Source organism: Klebsiella pneumoniae (assembly GCF_000742135.1).
GTDB lineage: Bacteria > Pseudomonadota > Gammaproteobacteria > Enterobacterales > Enterobacteriaceae > Klebsiella > Klebsiella pneumoniae.
The window spans coordinates 387,711-414,178 of sequence record NZ_KN046818.1 but is presented as its reverse complement, the minus strand read 5'-3'; the positions used below and the strand labels follow the sequence as shown (position 1 = coordinate 414,178).

The following is a 26,468-nucleotide window of genomic DNA, read 5'->3' as shown; positions in this document are numbered from 1 at the left end:
ATGCCGGATAGCGCTACGCGTATCCGGCCTACCAAAAGCGCATTAACGTAGGCCGGATATGGCGCTAGCCGCCATCCGGCTTTATTCGTTATCTGGAACTTATAATGTTTGGTAACTTAGGTCAGGCAAAAAAATATCTCGGTCAGGCGGCAAAAATGCTGATTGGCATTCCGGATTACGACAACTACGTCACGCATATGCAAACCAACCATCCGGATCAGCCGTACATGACTTATGAAGAATTCTTCCGCGAACGCCAGCAGGCCCGCTACGGCGGCGACGGCAAAGGCGGCGTACGCTGCTGTTAATGGAGGCAATAATGGCACCGATTGCAGTCACCCTACTCACCGGTTTTCTCGGCGCAGGAAAAACCACCCTGCTGCGCCATATCCTCAATGAGCAGCACGGTTTCAAAATCGCCGTAATTGAAAACGAATTCGGCGAAGTCTCCGTTGACGATCAGCTGATCGGCGACCGCGCCACGCAGATTAAAACCCTGACCAACGGCTGTATCTGCTGTACACGCTCCAACGAACTGGAAGACGCCCTGCTCGATCTCCTCGACAGTCGCGATCGCGGCGAAATCGAGTTTGACCGGCTGGTGATTGAATGCACCGGCATGGCCGACCCGGGGCCGATTATCCAGACCTTTTTCTCCCATCAGGTGCTCTGCGAGCGCTATCTGCTGGACGGCGTGATCGCCCTGGTTGACGCCGTCCATGCCGACCAGCAGATGGATCAGTTCACCATCGCCCAGTCGCAGGTCGGCTACGCGGACCGGATCCTGTTAACCAAAACCGACGTCGCCGGCGACACCGAAAAGCTGCGTGAACGGCTGGCGCGCATTAACGCGCGGGCGCCGATTTATACCGTCATTCACGGCGATATCGATTTAAGCCAGTTGTTTAACACCAGCGGTTTTATGCTGGAAGAGAAGGTTGTCAGCGCCACACCGCGCTTTCATTTTGTGGCAGAAAAACAGAATGACGTCTCGTCGATTGTGGTCGAGCTCGACTATCCGGTGGATATCAGTGAAGTTTCACGGGTAATGGAAAATCTGCTGCTCTCCTTCGCCGAGCAATTGATGCGTTATAAAGGCATGCTGTGGATCGACGGCGAGCCAAATCGCCTGCTGTTCCAGGGCGTGCAGCGCCTCTACAGCGCCGACTGGGATCGCCCGTGGGGCGATGAAACGCCGCACAGCACGCTGGTGTTTATCGGCATTCAGTTGCCGGAAGAGGAAATTCGCGCGGCGTTTGCCGGGTTACGACGCTAACCTGCCCGCCTGCGCCCTAAGGCGCAGGCCCCCTTCCCTCTGAGACCTCGTCAAAAACAGGGACCAAACGTCGGCAGCGCGTCGAAAAATGTAAAGCAACGTTTTAATAAGTAACAGTAGAAACATTTTTGGAAATTATAAGAAACTGAATGAATAGGCCCCTTAATAATTAATGACTGCTCTGTTCAGTTTCTGTTTAGCCCACCAATTAAACCACGGCTAAACAGGCTAAATTTGATGATTGACCTCGCCGTAACCCAACGCCATTACAACATTTTCAAAACACCTTCCTGACAAAACCAGCATAAAAAATCGACGCAAGTCACATTTGCAGAGGTAAACATCGCTTGTTAAGGTGCCCTCAGACAACTTTATTGACGAGGAGTAAACCATGAGAAAGCTTAACATCCTTATTCTTGCAGCCCTGACCGCGGTCTCTGGTTCCGCCATGGCGGTGGGGTTTACCGTTGAACAGGGTAAAAACTTCACTAATCTGAATATGGAAATGGGTAAATCCTCTTCTGGACTGTACGCCGAAAGCCACTGGCTGAAGAATACCGATGATGGTAGCCAGACCGGCGGCGTGGGCGCGGGTTACAACCTGGAAGTGGGCCCGGTGATGCTCAACGCCGGCGCGAAAGCCATCTACCTCGGGCCGAAAAAAGGCGATAACGGCGTCGCGTTTCCGGTCGGCGGCGGAGTGAACGTGGCCCTGACCGACAGCATCCACGTGTTTGGCGAAGGGTATGTCGCGCCGGATGGTCTGAACAACAGCGTGAAAAACTATGTTGAAGCGAACGGCGGCGTGAGCTGGTCTCCGATTGGTCCAGTGACGTTGAAAGTGGGTTACCGCCATGTGAGCGTTGACGGTAAAGAGGGTCGCCCGAACCACACCCTGATTGATGGCGCCTATGTGGGCGGCGGGGTCACCTTCTGATTATGGTCAACGCCCCGCGATAAAGTTAAGGTGCGCTGAGCATTAGCCATAAAAAAAACCTGCCGAATGGCAGGTTTTTTTATGGCCGGGTCATAGGCTTAGCGGCGCACCACCACCAGCTTCTGGTTCACAAACTCTTTGATGCCGAGATCGGAGAGCTCCCGTCCGTAACCGGAACGCTTCACGCCGCCAAACGGCAGCTCCGGCGCGGTATCGGTGAGCCAGTTGATATAAACCATTCCGGTTTCAATGGCGGAGGCCATCCGTTTGGCGCGTTCGATATCCTGACTGAACACCGCGCCGCCCAGACCATAGTGGGAATCATTGGCCAGCTGGATTGCCTCCTCATCGTTTTTCACCACGTAGATCTGCGCCACCGGGCCAAAGAACTCTTCGAAGTACGCCGGATTATCACGGGTGATACCGGTCAAAATGGTGGGTTCAAAGAAATTGCCTTCTCGAGCCACCGCTTTGCCGCCCAGATGCAGCTTAGCGCCATTTTTCACCGCCTCGTCCACCTGTTTGCTTAGGGTATCCAGCGCATCTTTGGAAGAGAGCGGCCCCAGCGTGGTGCTTTCATCCAGCGGATCGCCGATTTTCACCTGGCGAAACGCCTCGCTAAATTTTGTCAGGAACGCATCCGCGATATTTTCGTGCAGGATAAAGCGCTTGGCAGCGGTACACACCTGGCCGGCGTTGTTCAGCCGCGCCTGGACGCCGATTTTCACCGCGCGCTCCAGGTCGGCATCGTCCAGCACGACAAACACATCATTGCCGCCCAGTTCCAGCGTTGATTTCTTAATATGCTTCGCCGCCTGCGCCGCCACCACGCTGCCGGCTTTCTCCGACCCCGTTAGCGCCGCGCCCTGCACGCGATCGTCGGCGATAATCTTCGCCACCTGATCCTGGGAGATAAACAGGTTGGTCCACGCCCCCTCCGGAGCGCCGGCCTCACGCACCAGATGGGCAAAGGTCTCCGCGCAGTGCGGCACAATGCTGGCGTGTTTGGCGATAACCGGGTTACCGGCCGCCAGGTTTGGCGCCAGGACGCGCATCAGCTGGTAATAGGGGAAGTTCCACGGCTCCACCGCCAGTAAGACGCCAATGGGATGGTGCTCAACCCAGGCTTCACCCAGTTCGGAGGGATACTTCACCGGCGCCAGGAACGATTTGGCGTTATCGGCGTAATAGCGGGCGATCTGCGCGCAAAGTTTCACTTCGCCGCGGCTCTGCTTAATGAGTTTCCCCATCTCCTGGCTAGCGATTTTTGCCAGCTCCTCCGCCCGGCTATCGATCAGATCCGCCAGCTTATGCAGTACCGCCAGCCGCGGTTCAATATCGCCTTTTGCCCAGGCAGAATGGTAGAGCGCATCCGCCTGCTGCAGCGCCGCCTCCACATCCGCATCGCTGTGCGCCGGGTACGTTTTAATAAGCTGATTGTTCGCAGGATTCACCGTCTGATAGGCCATATCGCATGTCTCCTTGTTATCGCTACTAAGGCAGTCAAAAATGCCGTTAAGGATATTAAGGGTAGTCGAGATGGCTGGCGATGCGGGTAAAGTTAGGTATATCCGGAATATTCCATAAAGAGGCTAACCGGGGCGACCGTCAGTCCGCCCCGGCGTTATCAATGCGCCAGCGCGGCGATCTCGTCGGCGGTCAGGCCGGTGATTTTCACCACCGTCTCGCGGGCAATGCCGTCGGCCAGCATCCTCTGGGCAATGCGCAGCGCCTCGGCATGCTGTCCTTCCTGCCGGCCTTCTTGTCTGCCTTCAAGCCGGCCTTCCCGTTTGCCTTTTCTGCGGCCCACTTCCTGTAATCTTTCAGCGATGGTCATCAATCTCTCCCTGTGCTGAGGAACCCGTTGCGCCACTTCGTGGATAAACCGGCCAAAGCGGCGCGCGTTGCCAGTCTGCAGCAGATAATTAAACAGCGTTTTTAGCTGTCTGTCATTAGCGTCCCCGCTAAGTAAAATCGTCGTCAGTTGCTCAACAATGCCCATTAAATCGCGCTGGCGAATATGCTTCTGTATCAGCTCGAGTAATGCCACGCGCCGGTGGCGAACGATCTCATCGTCGGGGATCACCGTGACATCCACCAGCGGAAAGGGCGAGATATAAAGCTCACTCGCCAGCTGTGGATCGGCAAAACAGTCCAGCCAGTTGAGTGACCACGGGTATGGCGTGGTCGCTCCGTGATAGAAGAGCATCGGCACCACCAGCGGCAGTTTTGTATGACCGCCATCAAGATGGCGCTGCATCGCGGCGATGGCGTAGCGCATCAGGCGGAAGGCCATCTGCGCATCCGGCGAGCTCTGATGTTCGATAACCACATACATGTAGCCCTCGCCAGACGCGGTTTTGAGTGACCACAGCACATCGGAGTACCAGGCCCGCAGGCTCTCCTCGATAAAGCTTGCCGATTCCAGCTGTAAGGTATCGAGGTCGCAGCGCTGACGCAGCGCAGGCGGTAGATGGATCGCCAGAAAATCGCGCGCGGTGTCGGCCTGAGTGAGGAACTGTTTAAACACCGCATCATGCGGCGTCGAGGTGGTGCCCTTTGCCATCGGCTCATCCCTGCCTGCTTATCCTGCAGGGACTCTACATCCCATGAATGTCTCTGGCACCCCGGAAACCGGGATTTTACATTCCGCTACGAAAACATATTTCCCCGGACTGCAAGCGTGACATCCTTTTTCGACGCGGTACGCAAATCCAGGCGGGCGACAGCCTCGGCGCAGCATGCTATAAACGGCTTATCCCCGCAGCAAAGGCCAAAGCAGTGAACCATACCCGAGATATTCCCCAAACCTTCTGGCGAGACGATCGTCTGCCGTGGCTGGAGCTGCGCAGCACCTGGCGCAGCCGCCAGGCCTATAAGCGCCACAGCCACCCCCAGCTCTCGGTGGGGGCGATTATCGAGGGGGAAACGCGCTGCCTGTGCGCTGGCCAGGAGTACCTGCTACAGCCCGGGGATCTGATCGTGATCCCGCCGCACGCGCCGCATAGCTGTAATCCGCTGCATGACAGGCCGCGCAGCTATCACATGCTTTACCTGGACGCGACATGGTGCCGCGCGCAGCGCCCGGATATTCCCCCTGGCGCCAGTATCACCTCGCCGCAGCCGCTGCTGCGCGACAGCCCTCTCTTTGCCAGTTTCCAGCAGGTTGTCGCCCTGATGAACCGCGGGAGCCTTGAACAACTGCCCGCCCGGCTGGCGCAACTCCTGCACGCGCTGCCGCTGTGCGCCGCCGCGCCGCAGGCGCCACATCACGCCAGCGCCCTGCTGTTTCAGCGCCTGGCGATGGATCTGCCGGCGTCGCCGTCGCTGGATAAGCTGGCCCACGACAGCGCGCTTCGTAAAGAGACCGTTATCCGCGCCGTGAAACAAGATACCGGCCTGACGCCTGCCAGTTTGATCAACATGGCGCGCATCGAATATGCGAAAACGCGCTTACGCGCCGGGGATCCTATCGCCGACGTTGGCTATCAGGCTGGCTTTGCCGATCAGAGCCATTTCCATAAAACCTTTGTCAGCTATACCGCCGCCACGCCGCGGCAGTATGCGCAAAGCAGATCAATATCTGACAATAAGTAATACGCCACCTGGCGTAGGGTGGCCTCTGCACCATTATCGAGGCCACTATGCATACCTTATCGACGCTCTTTCCCGCCGCCTTCCCGGCGTTAGCCCTGTCCCACTTTGTCGCTCTGCTCAGTCCGGGCCCTGATTTTTTTCTGCTGGTCGGCTACGCCGTGCGCTACCGGATCCGCGGCAGCATCGGATTGTGTCTCGGCATCGCCGCAGGCAATGCGCTGTATATTGTGCTCGCCATCGTCGGCTGGGGGCTTCTGCGCCAGGCGCCGCTGCTTTTTTTGCTCATCGAGCTGCTGGGGGCGGGCTATTTATTGTGGATTGGCAGCCTGCTGATACGCAGCCGTCCCGCAACGCTGGCGGTGGAGAGCGTTCGCGCAGCGCGTCCGGGGTTCGGCAGGCAGCTGCTGCTCGGGCTGGGATCATCGCTGCTCAACCCCAAAAACGCCCTGTTTTATCTGGCGCTGATGACTTCCCTGCTCGGGCCGGCTGTGACCCTGCTTCAGCAAACGGTGAGCGGGTTGTGGATGGTCAGCGTGGTGTTCTTCTGGGATTTACTGCTGGTGAGCGCGATTGCGCTGCCGCAGATACAGCGCCGCCTGGGCGCCATCGTCTGGCGGGTCGAGCGGGCGGCGGGGGCGATCCTGATGCTCTTCGGCCTGGGGATTATCTGGCGATTTTTGCACGACCTCGCCGTCAGGCTATATGCTTAAGCATATGGAAAAACTCGCTGAACTGAAACGCGCCAAACTGCTGGCGCTGTCGCTGCTGCTGATTGCAGCCGCCATTTTTATCACTACCCTCGCGCTACCACCGTCGCCCTGGGTCGGTGCGCTAAAAGCTATTTCCGAAGCGGCGATGGTCGGGGCGCTGGCCGACTGGTTTGCGGTCGTGGCTCTGTTTCGCCGTATTCCGCTGCCCTTTGTCGCCCGCCATACGGCGATTATTCCGCGCAATAAAGACCGCATCGCCGACAACCTCGGCCGCTTTGTCGAGGAAAAGTTCCTTGATACCCCGTCGCTGGTCGCGCTGATCCGCCGCTATCAGCCAGCCCTGATGCTCGGCAACTGGTTCAGCCAGCCGGAGAACGCCCGACGGGTCGGCCAGCACCTGCTGCAGGTGATGAGCGGTTTTCTCGAACTGACCGATGACGCGCGCATTCAACGTCTGCTGCGACGCGCGGTGCATAAGGCTATCGATAAGGTCGACCTGACGCAGACCAGCGCCATGATGCTGGAGGGGCTGACCCGCGACAATCGCCATCAAAAGCTGCTCGATTCGCTGATAAACCAACTGATCGCCCTGCTGCAGCGCGACAGCTCCCGCGCCTTTATCGCCCGCGGCATCGTACACTGGCTGGAGACCGAACACCCGCTGAAGGCCAAACTCCTACCCACCGAGTGGCTCGGCGAGCACAGCGCTGAGATGGTCACCGACGCGGTGAATACCCTGCTGGACGAGGTGACTCACGACCGTACGCATCAGATCCGTCAGACTTTTGACCGCGCCGTGCAAAAGCTTATCGATAACCTGAAATCCGACCCGGATATGGCGCAGAAGGCCGATAACATCAAAGCCTGGCTAAAAAATGATGAGACCTTTAACCACTATCTTGGCGAAGTATGGGGCGACCTGCGCGGCTGGGTAAAAAACGATATCAGCAGCGACGACTCACGTATTAAGCAGCGTATCGCCGAGGCGGGGCAGTGGTTCGGTGAAACCTTACTCCGCGACGATGCGCTGCGCGAATCGCTTAACGAACACCTGGAGCAGGCGGCGCACCGGGTGGCGCCGGAGTTCGCCGCCTTCCTCACCCGCCATATCAGCGACACAGTGAAGAGCTGGGACGCCCGCGATATGTCGCGGCAGATCGAGCTCAATATCGGTAAAGATCTGCAGTTCATCCGCATCAACGGTACCCTGGTGGGGGGAACCATCGGCCTGTTGTTGTGGCTGCTCTCGCAGATCCCCTCGCTGCTGCATCTGCATATTGGTTAGCAATGATACTATCCGAACAATAGCGCTGATAAATATTCCACAGGGAGGGCGAGATGATGCACAGGATTTCCCACTGGCTGAGCCGACACGCCGCCGCGCTGTTCTTCCCGGCGGCGTTAATTCTGTATGATTTTTCCGCTTATCTCACTACCGATCTGATCCAGCCGGGGATCCTGCACGTGGTGCGGGATTTCAATGCTGATGTGGCGCTGGCTCCGGCCTCGGTGAGCCTGTATATGGCCGGCGGCATGGCGCTACAGTGGCTGCTGGGGCCGCTCTCTGACCGGATAGGACGGCGTCCGGTGCTGCTCACCGGCGCGCTAATTTTCACCCTCGCATGCCTGGCGACCCTGTTCACCACCTCCATGACGCAGTTCCTGATTGCCCGCTTCGTGCAGGGCACCAGCATCTGCTTTATCGCCACCGTCGGCTACGTCACCGTACAGGAGGCCTTTGAGGAAAAAAGGTCGATCAGGCTGATGGCAGTGATCACCTCCGTCGTGCTGGTGGCGCCGATCGTCGGCCCGCTCTCCGGCGCGGCGCTGATGCATTTCATCCACTGGAAAGCCCTGTTCGGCATTATCGCCGCCATGGGGCTGGTAGCCTGGCTCGGCCTGCTGTTGACCATGCCGGAGACGGTGCGCCACGGCGATGTGCCGTTCAGCCCCCTGGGCGTGCTGCGCGATTTTCGCAACGTCTTTCGCAACCGCATCTTTTTACTCGGCGCCGCCACGCTGTCGCTGAGCTATATTCCGCTGATGAGCTGGGTGGCGGTATCGCCAGTGATTTTAATGGACGCCGGCGGACTGACCACCAGCGAGTTCGCCTGGAGCCAGGTGCCGGTCTTCAGCGCCGTTATCATCGCCAACCTGTCGGTGGCGCGCTGGGTAAAAGACCCTACCCGCCCGCGCTTTGTCCTCAGCGCGGTGCCGGTACAGATGCTCGGCCTGGCCATCCTGATCGTTGGCAATCTGGTATGGCACCACGTTTGGCTGTGGTCGGTGCTCGGCACCTGCTTCTACGCCTTCGGCATCGGGCTGATTTTCCCGACGCTGTTTCGCTTTACCCTCTTTTCCAACGACCTGCCGAAAGGCACGGTCTCCGCCTCGCTGAATATCGTGATCCTCAGCGTCAGCGCGTTATCAATTGAAGGCGCGCGCTGGCTGTGGTTCCATGGCGGCAGACTCCCCTTCCACCTGTTGGCGGTGGCCGCCGGGATTGTCGCCGCCTGCTGCCTGGCCGGACTGTTACGCCACCAGCGCGGACAAGCGGTGATCGAAGCCCGGCAGTCGTGAGCCCTTTTACGGAGAAAGCCCCATCATGAATGACATTGAACTCAGCCAGGCGCAGCGCGACCTGCTGCGCGACAGGCTCAGCAAGTACTGCGCAGAGACCTTCGACCTCGAACTGGAGCAGTTTGACGCCGAATTTTTCGTCGACTTTATCGCCAAAGAGCTGGGGCCGCTGTTTTACAACGCCGGTATCGAAGAGGCCATCCGCACCCATCAGGCATGGAGCGAGCGTATCCAGGAAGAGATGGATTTGAAAAAGGTCTATTAACACCGCGTACAGACGCAGGAGATCAATAAAACCCTGCATACACCATGGCTATAATGGCGACTCTTTCAGCATCTCCCGTGTACGGGGAAGGAAAACCATGTCGCTTATCACCGATCTACCCGCCATTTTTGACCAGTTCTCAGAAGCTCGCCAGAAGGGCTTTCTCACCGTCATGGATCTTAAAGAGCAGAACGTACCGCTGGTGGGCACTTACTGCACCTTTATGCCCCAGGAGATCGCCATGGCGGCGGGCGCCGTTGTCGTCTCGCTGTGCTCAACCTCCGATGAAACCATCGAGGAAGCGGAAAAAGATCTCCCGCGCAACCTCTGCCCGCTTATCAAAAGCAGCTACGGCTTCGGCAAAACCGATAAATGTCCCTACTTCTATTTCTCTGACCTGGTGGTTGGGGAAACCACCTGCGACGGCAAAAAGAAAATGTATGAGTACATGGCCGAGTTCAAGGCGGTCCACGTCATGCAGTTGCCGAACAGCGCCAGCGATGCCGCCTCGCGCGCACTGTGGAAAACGGAGATCCTGCGCCTGCAGCAGGTGATTGAGGCCCGGTTTGGCACGCCGATTAGCGAGGCGGCGCTGCGCGAAGCCATCGTGTTGAAAAATCGCGAGCGCCGGGCGCTGGCCCACTTTTATCGTCTCGGGCAGCTCAATCCGCCGGCGCTCAGCGGCGGCGACATCCTGAAAGTGGTGTACGGCGCCACTTTTCGTTTCGACAAAACCGCCCTGATTGATGAACTGCATGCCATGGCGGAGCGCATCCATCAGGAGTGGCAGCAGGGTAAACGGCTGGAACCTCGTCCGCGGATCCTGATCACCGGCTGCCCGATCGGCGGCGCGGCGGAAAAAGTGGTCCGCGCCATCGAGGAAAACGGCGGCTGGGTGGTCGGCTATGAGAACTGCACCGGCGCGAAAGCGACCGAGCGCTGCGTGGCGGAAGAGGGTGACGTCTACGACGCCTTAACCGATAAATATCTCGCCATCGGCTGCTCCTGTATCTCCCCCAACGACCAGCGTCTGCAGCTGCTGAGCCAGATGGTGGAGGAGTATCAGGCCGACGGGGTGATCGACGTCATTTTGCAGGCCTGCCATACCTATGCCGTGGAATCGCTGGCGATTAAACGCCATCTGCGCCAACAGCACGATCTTCCTTACATGGCGATTGAAACCGACTATTCGACAGCGGACCTCGGCCAGCTCAGCACCCGCGTCGCCGCCTTTATCGAAATGCTTTAAGGAGCTGGCGTGAACTATACGGTTGGCATTGATTCCGGCTCCACCGCCACAAAAGGCATCCTGTTGGCGGACGGCGTCATCGTGCGCCGCTTCCTCTGCCCCACCCCCTTTCGCCCCGCCGACGCCATCCACGAGGCCTGGGAGACACTGCGCGCTGGCCTCACGGAGACGCCTTTTTTAACCCTCACCGGCTATGGCCGCCAGCTGGTGGATTTTGCCGATAAGCAGGTGACGGAGATCTCTTGTCACGGCCTCGGCGCCCGCCTGCTGGCGCCGGACACCCGCACGGTGATTGATATCGGCGGCCAGGACAGCAAAGTTATCCAGCTGGACGCCGGGGGAAACCTCAGCGACTTCCTGATGAATGACAAATGCGCCGCCGGCACCGGCCGCTTTCTGGAAGTCATTTCACGCACCCTCGGCGCCAGCGTCGAACAACTGGACGCCATTACCGACGGCGTGGAACCGCACGCCATTACCAGTATGTGCACGGTGTTTGCCGAATCGGAGGTCATTAGCCTGCGGTCGGCCGGTGTCGCGCCGGAGGCGATTCTGGCCGGGGTGATTAACGCCATGGCCCGGCGCAGCGCGAACTTTATTGGCCGCTTATCGGCGCAGGGGCCGCTGCTGTTTACCGGCGGCGTCAGTCACTGCGCCGCCTTTGCCCGGATGCTGGAAAGCCATGTCGGCATGGCGGTGACAACCCATCCCGACGCCCAGTTTGCCGGGGCGATCGGCGCGGCGCTGATCGGCCAGCGCCAGCGGAGGCGCGGATGACAACGTTTCTGTTTTTATTTCACTCCACGGTGGGGGTGGTGCGGATGCGCAAAGCCCTGCAGGCGGCGGGAGTGGCCTTCGAGGTCAAAGATATACCCCGCCAGCTGCGCAGCGGCTGCGGGCTGTGCATCCTGCTGGAGGGGACGGAAGCCGATGCGCGAGGCTGGATCGTCCCGGAACAGACGGCGGCGCTGTATCAGCAGAACGGGGAAGCATGGCGCTGTCTCGCCACCTTCCCACCTGCAGGTTAATCGCTCACCACAAAACGCGTCGCCGCGAAACAGTTCAGCAGGCGGTGCATGAGAAAAACCAGGGTCAGCGTCACCACCAGCGAGACCGTCACCGAGGTGATGCGGTACAGATCGCTGAACACCAGATCCTGATACGGATGCAGGTTCTGGCCGAACATAATGCCGATGGTAGTGATGCTGGCGAAGCCCACCCCGGCGCCCACTTTCTCCATCACGTGGAGGCGGGCGCTGAAGGCCAGCCCGAGACCAATCAGCGGCATCATCAGGATCATGTGGTTGCTGAAATCATAGATAATCAGCTGCACTACCAGTATATAGAGACAGGCCAGCACCACCCCGACGACGCGCCAGATCGAGCTGATCACCGCCCCGCGATAGTGCATCGGGAACAGGATCAGGATCCCGGCCATCAGCGCCGACAGCGAGTCGCTGAGATCGCAGATCTGAAACACCACAAAGATGATCGTCGCTACCGTACCGGAGAGCAGCGACTCATGACGGATGCGGGCGGCGTCTTTCTCAATCCGCGGCGGCGGCTTGCGCGGTTCGACGTCCGGGATCAGGTAATGCAGCAGCGCGCTCAGCGCCACGGCCATCACGCAGGCTTCCATATTGGAGAACATCAGGGTGTGCCAGTTGCTGGTGGGATAGCTCATAAAATTGAGCATCGTGCTCTGGCACACCACCCCCATCGATCCCAACAGGAACAGCGGTCCCTGGCTCATAAAGCGGAAACGCATCACGTACAGGGCAAACACCACCAGGGTCATGATCACCGGCCACTGCGACAAATAGCCGACAATTAGCACCATTTCGACACAGTTTACCGCCGCGCTAAATATAAACTGGCGGGCGACGTGCAGGTTGAACATCGGCACCAGCGACATCAGCATCAGCGGATAAACGACGAAAAATACGCCGTACTGCACGTCGTAGAAGGTGGAGATGCTGAGCGCAATGGTCCCGGCCACGGCGATACGCACCGTCTGGCGAAAATCATTCGCCGTGTAGACGATATTGCCGTGCGGCGTAAAGACGTGCGCCAGGGTATTAATAGACATAGTGCAACCAGCTCACCAGGTGGATCTGCAGGCCGGCGAAGGTGCGGGCGAAAGGTCCCTCGCTATTGTACAGCTGCACCGTAGCGCGGGCGCCGGTCGGCAGCGGTTTGTCCAGCGGCTGATCCAGCGCGACGTGAATGCGCATCCGCTGGGCGTCGCGCACCCAGCGGGTGGACTGCTCGGGCTGCGACAGCTGACCGTTCACCGCCTCCTGTCCCGCCAGAATCCCGGCGTCGCTGCTGGTCACGTGCGCCGGGAAGACTTGACCCGGCAGGGCGTCAAAGACCACCGCCGCATCGGTATTCACCGCGGTGTGGCGCAGGCTTTTTTCGCGGAAGTCGGCGACGATGTCAGTGTTGTTGTTAACCAATGCCAGCACAGCCGTCGCCGCGGTGGCGTAGATCCCCGGGTTCAGCTGCAGGTTGCTGACCATGCCGTCAGTTTCCGCACGCACTTTGGTCCAGGCTAGGTTCAGCTGCGCCTCCTCCAGCGCATTGCGGTATTTTTGCAGGGTGACGTTGCGCTTATCGTCGCGCTCGCCGCGCTGGATCAGCAGGTTCTGGATCTGCGCGTTCAGCGCCGAGACCGACTGCTCGCTGGTCTGCCAGGTGGTCCGCACCTTATCGAGGTCGGACTGCGAGACGTTCTGCATCGTACTCAAGCGCTGGTAGCGATCGAGGGTGACCTTATCGTTACGCGCGGTGTACTGCGCGGTGCGCAGGTTGGCGCGGGCGGCGGCGATTTGCGCGTCCAGCTGCTGGTTGCTCAGTTTCGCCTGCTCGAGGGCGATCTGCGCCGCTTCAACTTTATTAATGAATGGCGTTGGGTCGAGCTCATACAGCAGGTCGCCCTTTTTCACCTGGCTGTTGTTGTGCACGTAGACGTGCGAGACATAGCCGGAGACCCGCGACGAAACCGGGGTCACCACGCGCATGACGGTGGAGTCCGGCGTCAGCGGGATCCAGATATCGGCAACGATAAACCAGGCGAATATTCCCAGAAAAGCGGCAATACTCACCCGTACCCAGCGGGCAAATTTTTGTTCAGGCGTCATCATAGTGTGTTAGATCTTGTTATCTTCTTCGCGGATATTCCGCAAACGGCAGGCGATTTGATTTAACGTGGCGCTGAAGGTAGCGAGATCGGCCTCCGGGATGGTCTGGGTTACGCGCTCCTGATAGGTCTCGATCACGCAGCTCAGTTTTTCCAGAATAGCCCGCCCCTCAGCGGTCAGCGTCAGCAGGCGAATGCGTTTGTCATATGGCGATGTGGAACGCACCAGATAGCCCTGCTTTTCCAGTAATGAGAGGGTGCGCATTAGCGGCGGCAGTTCAATGCCCTGCACCTCCGCCAGTTCGCTGACCGAGACGTTGTCTCCCAGCTGATGCAGTTGCATCAGCACCGTCCAGCTGGACTGGGTGAGTCCGGTATCGGTGATAGCGGAGTCAATAATGGCGCGCCACTGGCGCACCACCATAGCCATCCGCATCCCCAGCGGGCGGCGGGCAAACAGTTCGTCTTCAGTCACGGGGCTTCCTCTCATTATTGAGAAGAAAATAATACTTATCAGGGTAAGTATCAAGAAACGGAAGGTCGTGCCGCATCAATTGATAAATTTCGTGAATGTATCCCGGCGGCACTTTGCGCTCACCGGGATAATGAAGAAGGTTTGCCTGTAAAAACTGCACGTTTTAATTGATCTGGTCCCGACGCAGGCCGATATCTTTCAGCTGTTCGTCGCTCATTTGCTGCAAAACTCTGCGCGTTTGCTCCTGAAGCCACCATTTTTTGATAAACCGCACCAGCAGTACGAAACCGATAAATGACTGTCTTGCCCTGTTCTCGTGAAATTCCATCCTCTACCTCCTCACCTTGCCAGAGGCTTTATCTTCACGGATTTGGGGGTAAGGAATACAGATTCACAAAACGCTTTTCTTTAACATACAGATTAGCTAAAACGTACACCAGAGCCCAATTTTTACGCCCATCTGTACTGGTTATTCCATCTGTATGGCGGCAATTAAGGATACAGCATGACCCGCTACCAACATCTCGCTACGCTGCTGGCCGAACGCATCGAACAGGGCCTGTATCGCCATGGCGAAAAGCTGCCGTCGGTGCGCAGCCTGAGCCAGGAGCACGGCGTCAGCATCAGCACCGTCCAGCAGGCCTATCAGCTGCTTGAGCAGCAGCAGATGATTGTGCCGCAGCCGCGATCGGGCTATTTCGTCGCCCCGCGCAAAGCCCAGCCGCCGGTGCCGCCGATGTCGCGTCCGGTCCAGCGCCCGGTGGAGATAACCCAGTGGGATCAGGTGCTGACCATGCTTGACGCCCGCTACGATAAATCGATCATCCCCTTCGGCGGCGGCTCGCCGGACGTGACGCAGCCAAGCCTGAAGCCCATCTGGCGTGAACTGAGCCGGGCTATCCAGCACAACCTCACTGAGGTGTTGAACTATGACGAACTGGCCGGGCGTCGCGAGCTACGGGAGCAGATCGCCCGCCTGATGCTCGACGGCGGATCGGTGGTAACTGCCGACGATCTGGTGCTCACCAGCGGCTGCCACAGCGCGCTGTCGCTGGCCCTGCTGTCGGTGTGCCAGCCAGGGGACATCATCGCCGTGGAATCCCCCTGCTACTACGGCACCATGCAGATGCTGCGCGGGCTGGGATTAAAGACGATTGAGATCCCCACCGATCCGGAAACCGGGATCAGCATCGAGGCCCTGGAGCTGGCGCTGGATCAGTGGCCGATCAAAGGGGTGATCCTCGTGCCAAACTGCAATAACCCGCTGGGCTTTATCATGCCGGACGCCCGCAAGCGCGCGGTGCTGAACCTTGCCCAACGCTACGATATCGTTATTTTCGAGGATGATATTTACGGCGAGCTGGCCACCGAATACCCGCGCCCGCGCACGATCCACTCCTGGGATATCGACGGCCGGGTGATGCTCTGCAGCTCCTTTACCAAAACCATCGCCCCCGGGCTGCGTATCGGCTGGATCGCCCCCGGGCGCTACTACGACAAGCTGCTACAGATGAAGTACGCCGCCAGCGGGACCAACGTCCCCTCCACTCAGCTGGCGGCCTGCAATTTTATTCGCGAAGGCCACTACCACCGCCACGTGCGGCGGATGCGGCAGATCTATCAGCGCAATATCGAGATCTACACCTGCTGGCTGCGGGAATTTTTCCCCTGCGGGATCTGCGTCACCCGGCCGAAGGGCGGTTTTATGCTGTGGGTTGAGCTCCCGGAGCAGGTAGATATGGTCTGCGTCGCCAAGCAGCTGTGCCGGCTGAAGATCCAGGTCGCGCCGGGCTCGCTGTTTTCCGCGGCGGGCAAGTATCGCAACTGCGTCAGGATCAACTGCGCCCTGCCGCCGACCGAGAAACATAAAGCGGTGATGGTGAAGCTGGGAGAAGCGGTGAAGGTGGCGATGGAGTGAGGTTTAGCCTGTTCTCCCCGTTGGCGCTGCGCTTACCGGGCTACGGGGCCAGTAGCCCGGAAAAGGCGCGGCAAGCGCCGCCTCTGGGATAAACACACTCACCATCAGCCAGGCGAGCAATAGAATGAAATTAAACGAATTTAATGATAGTCGGCCCGCCATTAGCCTTTATAAAATGGCATGATGCCGTACATTGCTTTAGCGAAGGAATTGCCATGCGAAATTACAAAGTCATTACTCCGTTATTCCCGACCTACGACCAGACCCGAGCGATGATGAAAGCCGTAGCAGGATGCTCAGTAAAATCTGTCCGTAATATGATCTCCGCCATTCAGGAACAGACCGGTACCCCGCAAAACCCGGTAGACTGGTCAGAGCCGGACCACTGGATTAAGGAACGACTGAGCGGAGAAGACGCCAAAATAGCCTGGCAAATCTGGAATACCGATAACCATATACTTAACCCCCGCCACAGCTATGGCTGTTATATGTTTATCAATAATCCGCTATTCGATTTGATGCAGACCGATGAGGATGGCGGCTGGCATCCCAGTGAACAGGGACGTTTATTCCTCGCTCACGATGAAGCGACGCTGCGTAAACTGGACGATATCGAAGGCATGCTGCAGCTACTGGAATTGCTCGCCGGTCGCGAACAGGCCCGGCGCGCCGATCTGCTTCCGGAATGGCAGGCTTTCTTGCATCAGCACTCTAAATTCGCCTCTCCCAGTTCAGTTAAAACAACGCTCTATGCCCGGCTTTACAATCTGGTCGAGCGCGAACTTATTACTCGTGAAGGCATGAGCTACAAAATCACCGAAGCAGGAAGAAAGTGGCTTGGCAAAGCGCTGCCAGAACGCCAAACCGACCCGCGCAAAGAGCTGCTGGATGCGGTTAAACGCTATAACCAGCAGCAAAAGGAATTACTGCGCGAGCAAATATCCACCATGAATCCCTACAAGTTTGAGCATCTGGTCGGCCAGTTGCTGGAAGCAATGGGCTATGAGCAAGTCGAAGTGACCAAAGCCTCCGGCGATAAAGGCGTGGATGTGGTCGGTAAAGTGCAGGTTGGCATCACTACCATTACCGAAGTGGTGCAGGTGAAGCGGATGCAAAATACTATTACCCGCCCGTTTATCGATCAGCTGCGCGGCGCATTGCCCTACCACAAAGCCATTCGCGGCACGCTTATCACCACCGGAAAATTTGCAGCGAAATGTGCAGAGGCGGCGCTATTTCCCGGAGCCGCGCCGATTACGCTAATTGACGGCGATCGCCTGCTGGAACTGTTGATTGAAAACAACGTCGGGATCAGACGCAGTAATGCCGTTGAATTGCTCGACGTAGACTTACAGCTGTTTGATGAGCTGGATATTGAGTAGAGGGCGAACTTCACCGCTTTTACCGTTACAATAGCCACCAAATTTTTCCAGAACGAGTTCATCATGGCCAAAGCACCAACCAAAAAAGCCAAAGCAAAGAAAGGCTTTGAAGACACATTATGGGATACCGCGAACCAGCTTCGCGGCAGCGTTGAATCCTCTGAGTACAAGCACGTGGTGCTGAGCCTCGTGTTCCTCAAATTTATTAGCGATAAGTTTGAAGCCCGCCGTCAGAAGATGAAAGACGAGGGACAGGGCGATTTCCTTGAGATGGAAGTCTTCTATCAGCAGGACAACATCTTCTATCTGCCGGAAGAGGCGCGCTGGTCGTTCATCAAGCAAAATGCCAAGCAGGACGACATTGCGGTACGCATTGATACTGCGCTCTCCACCATTGAGAAGCGCAACCCGACGCTGAAAGGCGCGCTGCCGGACAACTACTTCAGCCGCCAGAATCTGGAAACCAAGAAGCTGGCGTCGCTTATCGACACCATCGATAACATCGAAACGCTGGCCCACGAAACCGACGTCGAAGCGCTGTCGAAAGAAGACCTGGTCGGTCGCGTGTACGAATACTTCCTCGGCAAGTTCGCCGCCACCGAGGGCAAAGGCGGCGGCGAGTTCTATACGCCAAAATGCGTGGTGACGCTGCTGACCGAAATGCTCGAACCGTTCCAGGGCAAAATTTATGACCCGTGTTGCGGCTCGGCGGGGATGTTTGTCCAGTCGGTGAAATTTGTCGAAAGCCATCAGGGGAAAAGCCGCGATATCGCCCTGTACGGTCAGGAGCTGACGGCGACGACCTACAAGCTGGCGAAGATGAACCTTGCGATTCGCGGTCTTTCCGCCAACCTCGGCGAACGCCCGGCGGACACCTTCTTCAGCGACCAGCACCCGGACCTGAAAGCCGACTATATTCTGGCCAACCCGCCGTTTAACCTGAAAGACTGGCGCAACGACGCCGAGCTGACCAAAGACCCGCGCTTTGCCGGCTACCGCACGCCGCCAACCGGTAACGCTAACTACGGTTGGATTCTGCATATGCTTTCCAAGCTGTCGGCCAACGGCACCGCCGGTTTTGTGCTGGCGAACGGCTCGATGAGTTCCAACACCAGCGGCGAAGGCGAGATCCGCGCGCAGATGATCGAAAACGATCTGATCGATTGCATGATTGCCCTGCCCGGCCAGCTGTTCTTCACCACCCAGATCCCGGTGTGCCTGTGGTTTATGACCAAGTCGAAGGCGGCCGATCCGGCCAAAGGCTATCGCAACCGTCAGGGTGAGACGCTGTTTATCGATGCGCGTAACCTTGGCACCATGATCAACCGCACCACCAAAGAGCTGACGGCGGACGATATCGTCACCATCGCCGATACCTACCATGCCTGGCGCAGCACGCCAGAAGAGCTGGCTGAGCGCGTTAAGCGCGGCGACAGCAAGCTGGCGCAGTACGAAGATCGGGCCGGGTTCTGCAAGGTTGCGACGATTGCAGAGATCAAGGCTAACGACTATGTGCTGACCCCCGGCCGCTACGTCGGCGCCGCCGAGCAGGAAGACGACGGTGTGGCGTTTGAAATCAAAATGCGCGAGTTATCGCAGACGTTATTTGCACAGATGAAGCAGGCGGAAGAACTGGATAAGGCAATACGCCAGAACCTGGAGGCGCTGGGTTATGGTTTATAATTCCCCATTAGGAAAAACTAAATTTCCTCTAGCCCCGGTTTCTGATGGATGTACTTTCATATCCGGTTATGCATTTAAGAGTAAAGATTTTACAGATATTGGATATCCTGTTATTAAGATTAAAAATATTCATGACGGGTTTGTTACTCTTGAAGATAGTCACTGCGTTACTTCCAAAACAGTTGAAGGTCTAAAAAAATTCAGATTAAATAATGGTGATGTATTAATCGCAATGACAGGGCAAGGCAGTGTTGGGAGAGTTGGTCGCTTATCTTTTAATGGAGATAAAGCCCCCTATCTAAACCAACGTGTAGGTAAATTCATTGCCGATGAAAAAAAACTCAACATTAGCTATTTATATTATATTTTAACAACTAAGCAGTATCAAAACATATTGTTTAACAATGCTTCGGGAAGCGGACAACCAAACCTAAGCCCTGCAGTTATTCAGTCAATATTAATTCCCTATCCTGAATATCATTTGCAATGTAAAATGGCAAAGATACTGGATGAAATTAACGATCGAATAATTAAAAATAACGCTATTAATAACACCCTAGAACAAATATCCCAAACCCTGTTCAAATCATGGTTTGTGGATTTCGACCCGGTGATTGATAACGCGCTGGATGCAGTAAACTCAATCCCGGAAACGCTGCAATCTCGCGCCGAACTGCGTCAAAAAGTACGCAATAGTGCAGATTTCAAACCACTTCCGGCGGATATTCGTGCACTATTCCCCGCTGAATTTGAAGAAACAGAGTTGGGCTGGGTACCAAAGGGGTGGGAGAGCGTGACTTTCGATTCATTCTGTGATTTGATTCAGAGTGGGGGAACACCTTCAAGAAAGGAAACATCATTCTGGGATGAAGGTACAATAAAATGGCTTTCATCTGGCGAAGTGAAAGGGAAAATAGTATTAGATACAAAAGAAAAAATCACAGATATTGGATTACTAAATAGCTCAGCGAAATTATGGGCAAAGTATACAACCGTTGTTGCAATGTACGGTGCAACTGCGGGAGAAGTGTGTCTTATTGGCGATAAGATGACAGCCAACCAAGCATGTTGTGGATTGTATTCAGAAAAATATCCATTCTATGTCTATAATTTTGTCAGCGATAAAGCATATGAAATAGCATCAAAAGCTACGGGCTCAGCGCAACAGAATCTTAATAAACTTATAATATCCTCAACAAAATTTACACGTCCCTCTAATGCGATAATTTCTATATTTGAAGATAATGTAGCCCCATTATTTATGAACTGGTTTTCTAATACAGCTGAAAATAATACTTTAACAGCCCTCCGCGACACTCTGCTCCCCAAACTTATCTCCGGCGAGCTGTCCCTGGAGGATCTACCAGATTTAGTAACCCAAACCGAACCCGCTTAATGCATTTTGCCCCTGTTAAATCAGGGGCTTTCTGGTAAGGTTTTCTTTAGTAACAGGAACCTTTACCAGAAAAACAGCCAGGGCCGGAGCGAGATATGCATCTCTCATTCAGTGAAGCGAAGTTAGAACAAGCCATTATCGAACTGCTACAGGATCAGGGCTATCAGCACCTGATCGGCGATGATGTCCCGCGTTCCAGCCTCGATCAGGTGATTATCGAAGACGATCTTCGCCATTACCTCGCCGCCCGCTATCAGGCCGACGGCATCACCGAAGAGGAGATCCAGCGGCTGATTAAGCAGCTCACCACCCTGCCCGCCTCCGATCTCTACGAAAGCAATAAAACCTTCTGCGCCTGGCTGGCCAACGGTTTCCTGTTTAAACGCGACGATCGCCAGCAGAAAGATCTCTATATCGAACTGCTCGATACCCGGCACCAGGCCGCTGCGCTGCGTGAACTGTTCGATACCGAAGACATGCCGCTGCAGCATGCTGCTGAGCCCCCTGCAAGCTATCTTATCCAGCCGCTGAACAGGGTTAAAATCGTCAATCAGCTGACCATCACCGGCAAAGAAAACCAGCCGCGTATTCCGGATGCCATCCTGTATATCAACGGCCTGCCGTTAGTGGTATTTGAATTTAAAAGCGCGGTGCGCGAGCAGGAAGCCAATATTGGCGATGCGTATAAGCAGCTCTGCACCCGCTATCGCCGCGATATTCCGCAGCTGTTTGTCTATAACGCGCTGTGCATTATCAGCGACGGCGTCAATAACCGCATGGGTAACCTTTTTGCGCCATACGAGTATTTCTACTCCTGGCGCAAAGTTACCGGCAATGAAAACCGCGAGCAGGACGGCATCTCCTCCCTGCATTCGATGATTCAGGGACTGTTTCACCCGGTCCGTCTGCTGGACGTGATCAAAAACTTTATCTGCTTCCCGGATAAAGCCAAACACGAAGTAAAAATTTGCTGCCGCTACCCGCAGTATTATGCGGCGCGCAAGCTGTACTACAGCATCGAACGGGCGCGTAAACCTTTCGGCGACGGCAAGGGCGGCACCTACTTTGGCGCGACCGGCTGCGGCAAGAGCTACACCATGCAGTTCTTAACCCGTCTGCTGATGAAAAGCGTCGAGTTCGCCAGCCCGACGATCGTGCTGATCACCGACCGCACCGATCTGGACGATCAGCTCTCGGCGCAGATGTGCAATGCCAAAAACTATATCGGCGACGAGACCGTGGTGCCCGTAACCAGCCGTGAGGATCTGCGGGAAAAGCTGGCCGGTCGCAACAGCGGCGGCGTCTTCCTGACCACTATCCATAAATTTACCGAAGACACTGAACTGCTCTCCGAGCGCAGCAATATCATCTGTATTTCCGACGAAGCGCACCGCAGCCAGGTCAACCTCGATCAGAAAGTGATCGTCGATAAAGAAAATGGCAAGGTGCGCAAAACTTACGGTTTCGCCAAATATCTGCACGACTCGCTGCCACAGGCCACCTATGTTGGTTTTACCGGTACCCCTATCGACGCCACGATGGAAGTCTTTGGCAACATCGTCGACAGCTACACCATGACCGAATCCGTGCAGGATGAGATCACCGTGCGCATCGTCTATGAAGGCCGCGCCGCGAAGGTCATCCTCGATGCCCGCAAGCTGGAAGAGGTGGAAAAATATTACGAAGAGTGCGCCAATGCGGGCACCAACGAGTGGCAAATCGACGAGAGCAAAAAAGCCAGCGCCACTATGAACGCCATTCTCGGTGATGAAGACCGCCTGAAAGCGCTGGCGGAAGACTTTGCTAAACACTATGAAAAACGTGTCACCGAAGGCTCCACGGTGAAAGGTAAAGCGATGTTTGTCTGCGCCAGCCGGGAAATTGCCTGGGATTTCTATCGTCAATTAAAAGACTTTCGTCCGGCATGGTTTGCGGTGAAACAAGCGCCGGATGGTATAGAGCTTACCGAGCAGGAGCAGAAGGAACTGCCGCCGTCCGAAATGGTCAAGATGGTAATGACCCGCGGCAAAGACGATAGCGTACAACTGTACGATTTGTTGGGCAGTAAAGAGTACCGCAAGGAACTGGATAAGCAGTTCAAAAACGACAAATCAAATTTCAAAATCGCCATCGTGGTGGACATGTGGCTGACCGGTTTTGACGTACCGGAGCTGGACACTATTTATATCGATAAGCCGCTGCAAAAGCATAACCTGATCCAGACCATCTCCCGCGTTAACCGCAAGCTGGAAGGCAAAAGTAAAGGGCTGGTCGTCGACTATATCGGCATTAAGCGCCAGATGAACCAGGCGCTGGCGATGTATTCCCGCATTGACGCCACTAACTTTGAAGATATCCAGCAGTCAGTGATTGAGGTGAAAAACCATCTCGAACTGCTGGCGCAGGTTTTGCACGACTTCGACAGCCGGGCTTACTTCACAGGAGAACCGCAGGCGCAGCTGGCCTGCCTGAATCAGGCGGCAGAGTTTGTCATGCGCACTCAGAAGACAGAGCGCCGCTTTATGGGGCTGGTGAAGCGCCTGAAAGCGGCCTACGACGTCTGCTGCGGCAGCGAAGCGCTTGCGCAGACCGAGCGCGACTACATTCACTTTTATATTGCCGTGCGCTCCATCGTCTTCAAGCTGACCAAAGGCGACGCACCGGACGTGACCCAAATGAACGCCCGCGTACGCGAGATGATTGCCGATGCGCTGAAGGCCGACGGCGTGGAAGAGTTGTTTTTCCTTGGCGACAAAAAAGCGGAGTCGATCGATATTTTCGACGACGATTATCTGGCGCGAATCAATAAGATCAAACTGCCGGCAACCAAAATTCAGCTGCTGCAAAAGCTGCTGGAAAAAGCCATTAGCGACTTTAAAAAGATCAACCAGCTTCAGGGGATCAACTTTACTCGCCGTTTCCAGTCAATTATGGATAAATATAACGAACGCCGGGAAGATGATGTTCTCAACGGTGAAGAGTTTGATTCTTTCAGCCAGGAGATGACCGATATTATCTACGATATCAAAACCGAAATGGGTACCTACGCCGAAATGGGGATTGATATCGAAGAGAAAGCCTTCTACGACATTCTGGCGCATATGCGCGATAAGTATCAATTCACCTATGAGGATGACAAGATGCTGGCGCTGGCGAAAGAGATGAAGGCGGTGGTCGATAACACCTCGAAGTATCCGGACTGGAGCAAGCGTGATGACATTAAAGCGAAACTGAAAGTGGAACTCATTCTGTTACTGCATAAGCATAAGTTCCCACCGGTGGCGAATGATGATGTGTATATGGGCGTACTGGCGCAGGCGGAGAATTTTAAGCAGCATCATATTAACACGCTGCACTAAGTTTACTGCAGGATGGCAGGTGATAAGCCGCTGCTGGCGAAAGTACGCCTGCGACTAAAAATACCTACATCCCCCCTGCATGTGGCGCTGATATCTCTGGTTTCCAGCCTCCGATTCGACGGCAATAGTAATAATCTCAGCCGTCTGGTGAACTTGTGCGCGCTGATGGGCTTCCTGGTGTTCAAGTGCAATGTCGAACTGAACCTCGAAGGTTAATACACGACGCTCATCTCCCCGGTGGCGCTGCGCTTACCGGGGCTACAGGTTCCCAGTTACCACTTACTCATCCTCAAAAAACACCATCCCCTTATACGGCTGTTCGCGGCAGGCGGCCAGACGCTGGGCGAGACTGCCGACGTGCAGCTCCAGCTTATGGCCATCGGGATCGAGGAAATAGTGCGAAGCGCCTTCGCTACGGTTCAGCTTCCAGATCGCCACGCCGGCAGCCTCAAGGCGGGCGGCGAAGCTAGCAAAATCGGCTTCGCTAATACTAAACGCATAATGGGTGTAGTCGCTCTCTTCCGGCGGAGTAACGCGCCGCTGCGGATCCAGCGACAGGCACAGCCACAAATCGCCGCAGGAGAGATAAGCCCCGCTGTCCCAGCGGGCATGCAGCGTCATGCCCAGCAGCTGCTGATAAAACGCCACACTCGGCGCCAGCTGGCTGACTGCCAGGGTCAGGTGATTCAGTCCACTCAGCATGTCTGTTCCTCCAGTGAATTCACAATGAACTGACGCAGCCATTGATGCGCCGGGTCGCGGTGCCAGCGCTCGTGCCACAGCATCAGCATCTCAAAGCCGGCGACCGCCAGCGGCGGCTCGACGACCACCAGCCCGCTCTGCCCGCGCACCAGCCGCTCCGGCAGGACCGCCACCAGATCGCTATTGCGCAGGGTCTCCAGCATAAACAGGAAATGTGGCACGGAAAGGACAACCCGCCGCATCAGTCCGAGGTTCGCCAGCGCGATATCGGTCGCCGCGCTGAAGCCGCCCCCGTCCGGGGAGACGATCACGTGCTCCAGCTGACAGAACGTTTCCAGGCTAAGCCCAGGCCGCAGCGCCGAATGTTCCGCCCGGCCAGCCAGCACGTAGCGTTCGCGAAACAGCAGGCGCTGATGCAGCCCCGGCGGCGCGCCCTCGCGGGTATGAAAGAAAAGATCTACTGTATCGTTGGCCGCCTGCTGCTCCAGCCGCGCAGGCTGCAGCTCGAATACCGCCAGCCGACTGCCGGGAGAGGCCTGGCGTAACCCAGCCAGCATCGGCAGGAGGATCGCCGAGGCCATATAGTCCGTCGCCGCCACCCGCCAGGTCTCCGCCGCCGTGGCCGGATCAAAAGGGCTGACCGGCGCCACCGCCTGCTCCAGCGCGGCTAATGCGGCGCGCAGCGGCTGGCGAAGCTCATCGGCGCGGGCGGTGGGCTGCATGCCGCGCGGGCCCGGCATCAGCAGCGGATCGGCGAAAATCTCCCGCAGCCTGGCGAGCTGAATACTTACCGAGGGCTGCGACAGATTCAGCCGCTGCGCCGCCCGGGTAACGTTGTTTTCGCTAAGCAGCACATCCAGGGTGCGCAACAGATTGAGATCCAGACGCTGTAAATTAATCACGACTATACCGGGAATTTAAGTAATTAATTTCTACTATAGCGTCAGCTTTCCTACTCTGCAGCTCTCCATACGCCAGAGGTGATATTATGAAAGTACTGCTGATTTACGCCCATCCGGAACCGCGCTCGCTCAATGGCGCGCTGAAAAATTTTGCCGTCCGCCATCTGCAGCAGGCCGGGCATGAAGTGCAAGTCTCCGATCTCTACGCCATGCGCTGGAAGGCCGGGTATGACGCCGATGACAGCGGCGCCCCGCCGGTCGGCGAGTTCTGGCGGCCGACCCTCGATTCCAAACAGGCCTTTGCCCAGGGCACCCAAAGTGCGGATATCGCAGCCGAGCAGGAAAAGCTGCTGTGGGCCGATACGGTGATTTTCCAGTTCCCGCTATGGTGGTTCTCGATGCCCGCCATCATGAAGGGCTGGATCGACAGGGTGTACGCCTGGGGCTTTGCCTATGGCGTCGGCGAGCACAGCGACCGCCACTGGGGGGATCGCTACGGGGAAGGCACTTTCGTCGGCAAGCGGGCGATGCTGATCGTCACCGCCGGCGGCTGGGCGGAACACTATTCACCGCGCGGGATCAATGGCCCCATCGACGACATCCTGTTCCCCATTCAGCACGGTATGCTGTTCTACCCCGGCTTTGAGGTGCTTCCGCCGCTGGTGTTCTACCGCACGGATAAAACCGATGCCGGGCAGTTCGCCGATCAGTGCGCCGCCCTGGCCGAGCGGCTGGACACGCTGTGGCAAACCGAGCCCATTCCATTCCGCCGCCAGAATCATGGCGATTATCTGATCCCGTCGCTGACGCTGCGCCCGGAGCTGGCGCCAGGGCAAAGCGGCCTGGCGGTGCATTTGCGTAGCGAATAACTGGCTATCCCGTCTTCGCCCCCGAG

Annotated in this window: 26 protein-coding genes; 18 read left to right on the top strand and 8 right to left on the bottom strand. The window is 56.7% G+C overall.

The genetic code is table 11. The features are described 5' to 3' along the window. Positions 1-104: 104 nt before the first annotated feature. The 3 genes from DR88_RS22970 to DR88_RS22980 all read left to right on the top strand — a co-directional run bounded on the left by DR88_RS22970 (position 105) and on the right by DR88_RS22980 (position 2,213). On the top strand, positions 105-308 hold the full coding sequence (locus DR88_RS22970) for a YbdD/YjiX family protein (RefSeq protein ID WP_002887451.1): 204 nt from the start codon (positions 105-107) through the stop codon (positions 306-308). A gap of 11 nt (positions 309-319) precedes the next feature. Beyond that, the gene (yjiA, locus tag DR88_RS22975; RefSeq protein WP_002887442.1) at positions 320-1,276 is read left to right on the top strand and encodes a GTPase; all 957 of its coding nucleotides are present in this window, start codon (positions 320-322) and stop codon (positions 1,274-1,276) included. A gap of 391 nt (positions 1,277-1,667) precedes the next feature. Continuing rightward, complete coding sequence (locus DR88_RS22980) at positions 1,668-2,213, top strand: YfaZ family outer membrane protein (protein ID WP_004177540.1); 546 nt, start codon at positions 1,668-1,670, stop codon at positions 2,211-2,213. Between the two features lie 98 nt (positions 2,214-2,311). On the opposite strand, the gene DR88_RS22985 is transcribed toward DR88_RS22980, so the two are convergent. Then, entirely contained in the window at positions 2,312-3,682 is a 1,371-nt protein-coding gene (locus tag DR88_RS22985) for an NAD-dependent succinate-semialdehyde dehydrogenase (RefSeq protein WP_004146105.1), read from the bottom strand. Positions 3,683-3,840: 158 nt separating this feature from the next. Beyond that, positions 3,841-4,779: an Rpn family recombination-promoting nuclease/putative transposase gene (locus tag DR88_RS22990; RefSeq protein WP_004146920.1), complete on the bottom strand. Its 939-nt coding sequence runs from the start codon at positions 4,777-4,779 to the stop codon at positions 3,841-3,843. Positions 4,780-4,994: 215 nt separating this feature from the next. Here DR88_RS22990 and DR88_RS22995 point away from each other — a divergent pair, with 215 nt between their 5' ends. The 8 genes from DR88_RS22995 to DR88_RS23030 all read left to right on the top strand — a co-directional run bounded on the left by DR88_RS22995 (position 4,995) and on the right by DR88_RS23030 (position 11,642). Continuing rightward, on the top strand, positions 4,995-5,810 hold the full coding sequence (locus tag DR88_RS22995) for an AraC family transcriptional regulator (protein ID WP_004211325.1): 816 nt from the start codon (positions 4,995-4,997) through the stop codon (positions 5,808-5,810). Positions 5,811-5,857: 47 nt separating this feature from the next. Next, the gene (locus DR88_RS23000) at positions 5,858-6,520 is read left to right on the top strand and encodes a LysE family translocator (RefSeq protein ID WP_023313910.1); all 663 of its coding nucleotides are present in this window, start codon (positions 5,858-5,860) and stop codon (positions 6,518-6,520) included. Beyond that, positions 6,513-7,805 carry a DUF445 domain-containing protein gene (locus DR88_RS23005; RefSeq protein ID WP_004146918.1) on the top strand — a complete coding sequence of 431 codons (1,293 nt, stop codon included), beginning with the start codon at positions 6,513-6,515 and terminating at the stop codon, positions 7,803-7,805. The genes DR88_RS23000 and DR88_RS23005 overlap by 8 nt, the downstream gene beginning before the upstream one ends. A 53-nt stretch (positions 7,806-7,858) precedes the next feature. Next, entirely contained in the window at positions 7,859-9,100 is a 1,242-nt protein-coding gene (gene mdtM / locus DR88_RS23010) for a multidrug efflux MFS transporter MdtM (RefSeq protein ID WP_004146917.1), read from the top strand. A 25-nt stretch (positions 9,101-9,125) separates the two neighbouring features. Continuing rightward, on the top strand, positions 9,126-9,365 hold the full coding sequence (locus DR88_RS23015; RefSeq protein WP_002887416.1) for a DUF2164 domain-containing protein: 240 nt from the start codon (positions 9,126-9,128) through the stop codon (positions 9,363-9,365). Between the two features lie 97 nt (positions 9,366-9,462). Next, positions 9,463-10,614: a double-cubane-cluster-containing anaerobic reductase gene (locus DR88_RS23020; protein WP_002887414.1), complete on the top strand. Its 1,152-nt coding sequence runs from the start codon at positions 9,463-9,465 to the stop codon at positions 10,612-10,614. Positions 10,615-10,623: 9 nt separating this feature from the next. Beyond that, the gene (gene yjiL / locus DR88_RS23025; protein WP_002887413.1) at positions 10,624-11,391 is read left to right on the top strand and encodes a putative 2-hydroxyacyl-CoA dehydratase activator YjiL; all 768 of its coding nucleotides are present in this window, start codon (positions 10,624-10,626) and stop codon (positions 11,389-11,391) included. Next, entirely contained in the window at positions 11,388-11,642 is a 255-nt protein-coding gene (locus tag DR88_RS23030) for a putative Se/S carrier protein (RefSeq protein WP_004177546.1), read from the top strand. Before yjiL ends, DR88_RS23030 begins: the two co-directional genes overlap by 4 nt. On the opposite strand, the gene DR88_RS23035 is transcribed toward DR88_RS23030, so the two are convergent. From DR88_RS23035 to DR88_RS23050, 4 genes are all read right to left on the bottom strand, one after another. Then, positions 11,639-12,703: a DUF2955 domain-containing protein gene (locus DR88_RS23035; RefSeq protein ID WP_002887411.1), complete on the bottom strand. Its 1,065-nt coding sequence runs from the start codon at positions 12,701-12,703 to the stop codon at positions 11,639-11,641. The genes DR88_RS23030 and DR88_RS23035 overlap by 4 nt on opposite strands. Continuing rightward, positions 12,693-13,760, bottom strand: coding sequence for an HlyD family secretion protein (locus DR88_RS23040; RefSeq protein ID WP_002887394.1), 1,068 nt, complete (start codon positions 13,758-13,760; stop codon positions 12,693-12,695). Before DR88_RS23040 ends, DR88_RS23035 begins: the two co-directional genes overlap by 11 nt. A 6-nt stretch (positions 13,761-13,766) precedes the next feature. Then, complete coding sequence (locus DR88_RS23045) at positions 13,767-14,231, bottom strand: MarR family winged helix-turn-helix transcriptional regulator (RefSeq protein WP_004177547.1); 465 nt, start codon at positions 14,229-14,231, stop codon at positions 13,767-13,769. 163 nt (positions 14,232-14,394) lie between these two features. Then, complete coding sequence (locus tag DR88_RS23050) at positions 14,395-14,559, bottom strand: DUF1127 domain-containing protein (RefSeq protein ID WP_004146915.1); 165 nt, start codon at positions 14,557-14,559, stop codon at positions 14,395-14,397. A gap of 177 nt (positions 14,560-14,736) precedes the next feature. On the opposite strand from DR88_RS23050, the gene DR88_RS23055 reads away from it, so the two are divergent. From DR88_RS23055 to DR88_RS23080, 6 genes are all read left to right on the top strand, one after another. Next, the gene (locus DR88_RS23055) at positions 14,737-16,149 is read left to right on the top strand and encodes an aminotransferase-like domain-containing protein (protein ID WP_002887384.1); all 1,413 of its coding nucleotides are present in this window, start codon (positions 14,737-14,739) and stop codon (positions 16,147-16,149) included. Positions 16,150-16,364: 215 nt separating this feature from the next. Next, positions 16,365-17,531 (top strand): restriction endonuclease, encoded by a 1,167-nt coding sequence (locus tag DR88_RS23060; RefSeq protein WP_023302444.1) that lies wholly within the window; start codon positions 16,365-16,367, stop codon positions 17,529-17,531. A gap of 63 nt (positions 17,532-17,594) precedes the next feature. Further along, complete coding sequence (locus tag DR88_RS23065) at positions 17,595-19,214, top strand: type I restriction-modification system subunit M (protein ID WP_004146913.1); 1,620 nt, start codon at positions 17,595-17,597, stop codon at positions 19,212-19,214. Next, the gene (locus tag DR88_RS23070; RefSeq protein ID WP_004146912.1) at positions 19,204-20,610 is read left to right on the top strand and encodes a restriction endonuclease subunit S; all 1,407 of its coding nucleotides are present in this window, start codon (positions 19,204-19,206) and stop codon (positions 20,608-20,610) included. The genes DR88_RS23065 and DR88_RS23070 overlap by 11 nt, the downstream gene beginning before the upstream one ends. 95 nt (positions 20,611-20,705) lie before the next feature. Continuing rightward, complete coding sequence (locus DR88_RS23075; RefSeq protein WP_004146911.1) at positions 20,706-23,969, top strand: type I restriction endonuclease subunit R; 3,264 nt, start codon at positions 20,706-20,708, stop codon at positions 23,967-23,969. Between the two features lie 12 nt (positions 23,970-23,981). Continuing rightward, on the top strand, positions 23,982-24,185 hold the full coding sequence (locus DR88_RS23080) for a hypothetical protein (protein WP_023302440.1): 204 nt from the start codon (positions 23,982-23,984) through the stop codon (positions 24,183-24,185). A 63-nt stretch (positions 24,186-24,248) separates the two neighbouring features. Here the strand turns inward: DR88_RS23080 and fosA are convergent, their stop codons facing one another. After that, positions 24,249-24,671: a FosA5 family fosfomycin resistance glutathione transferase gene (gene fosA / locus DR88_RS23085; RefSeq protein WP_023302439.1), complete on the bottom strand. Its 423-nt coding sequence runs from the start codon at positions 24,669-24,671 to the stop codon at positions 24,249-24,251. Further along, entirely contained in the window at positions 24,665-25,573 is a 909-nt protein-coding gene (locus tag DR88_RS23090) for a LysR family transcriptional regulator (protein WP_004894547.1), read from the bottom strand. The genes fosA and DR88_RS23090 overlap by 7 nt, the downstream gene beginning before the upstream one ends. A gap of 86 nt (positions 25,574-25,659) precedes the next feature. On the opposite strand from DR88_RS23090, the gene DR88_RS23095 reads away from it, so the two are divergent. After that, complete coding sequence (locus tag DR88_RS23095; protein WP_002887354.1) at positions 25,660-26,442, top strand: NAD(P)H-dependent oxidoreductase; 783 nt, start codon at positions 25,660-25,662, stop codon at positions 26,440-26,442. Positions 26,443-26,468 lie beyond the last annotated feature (26 nt).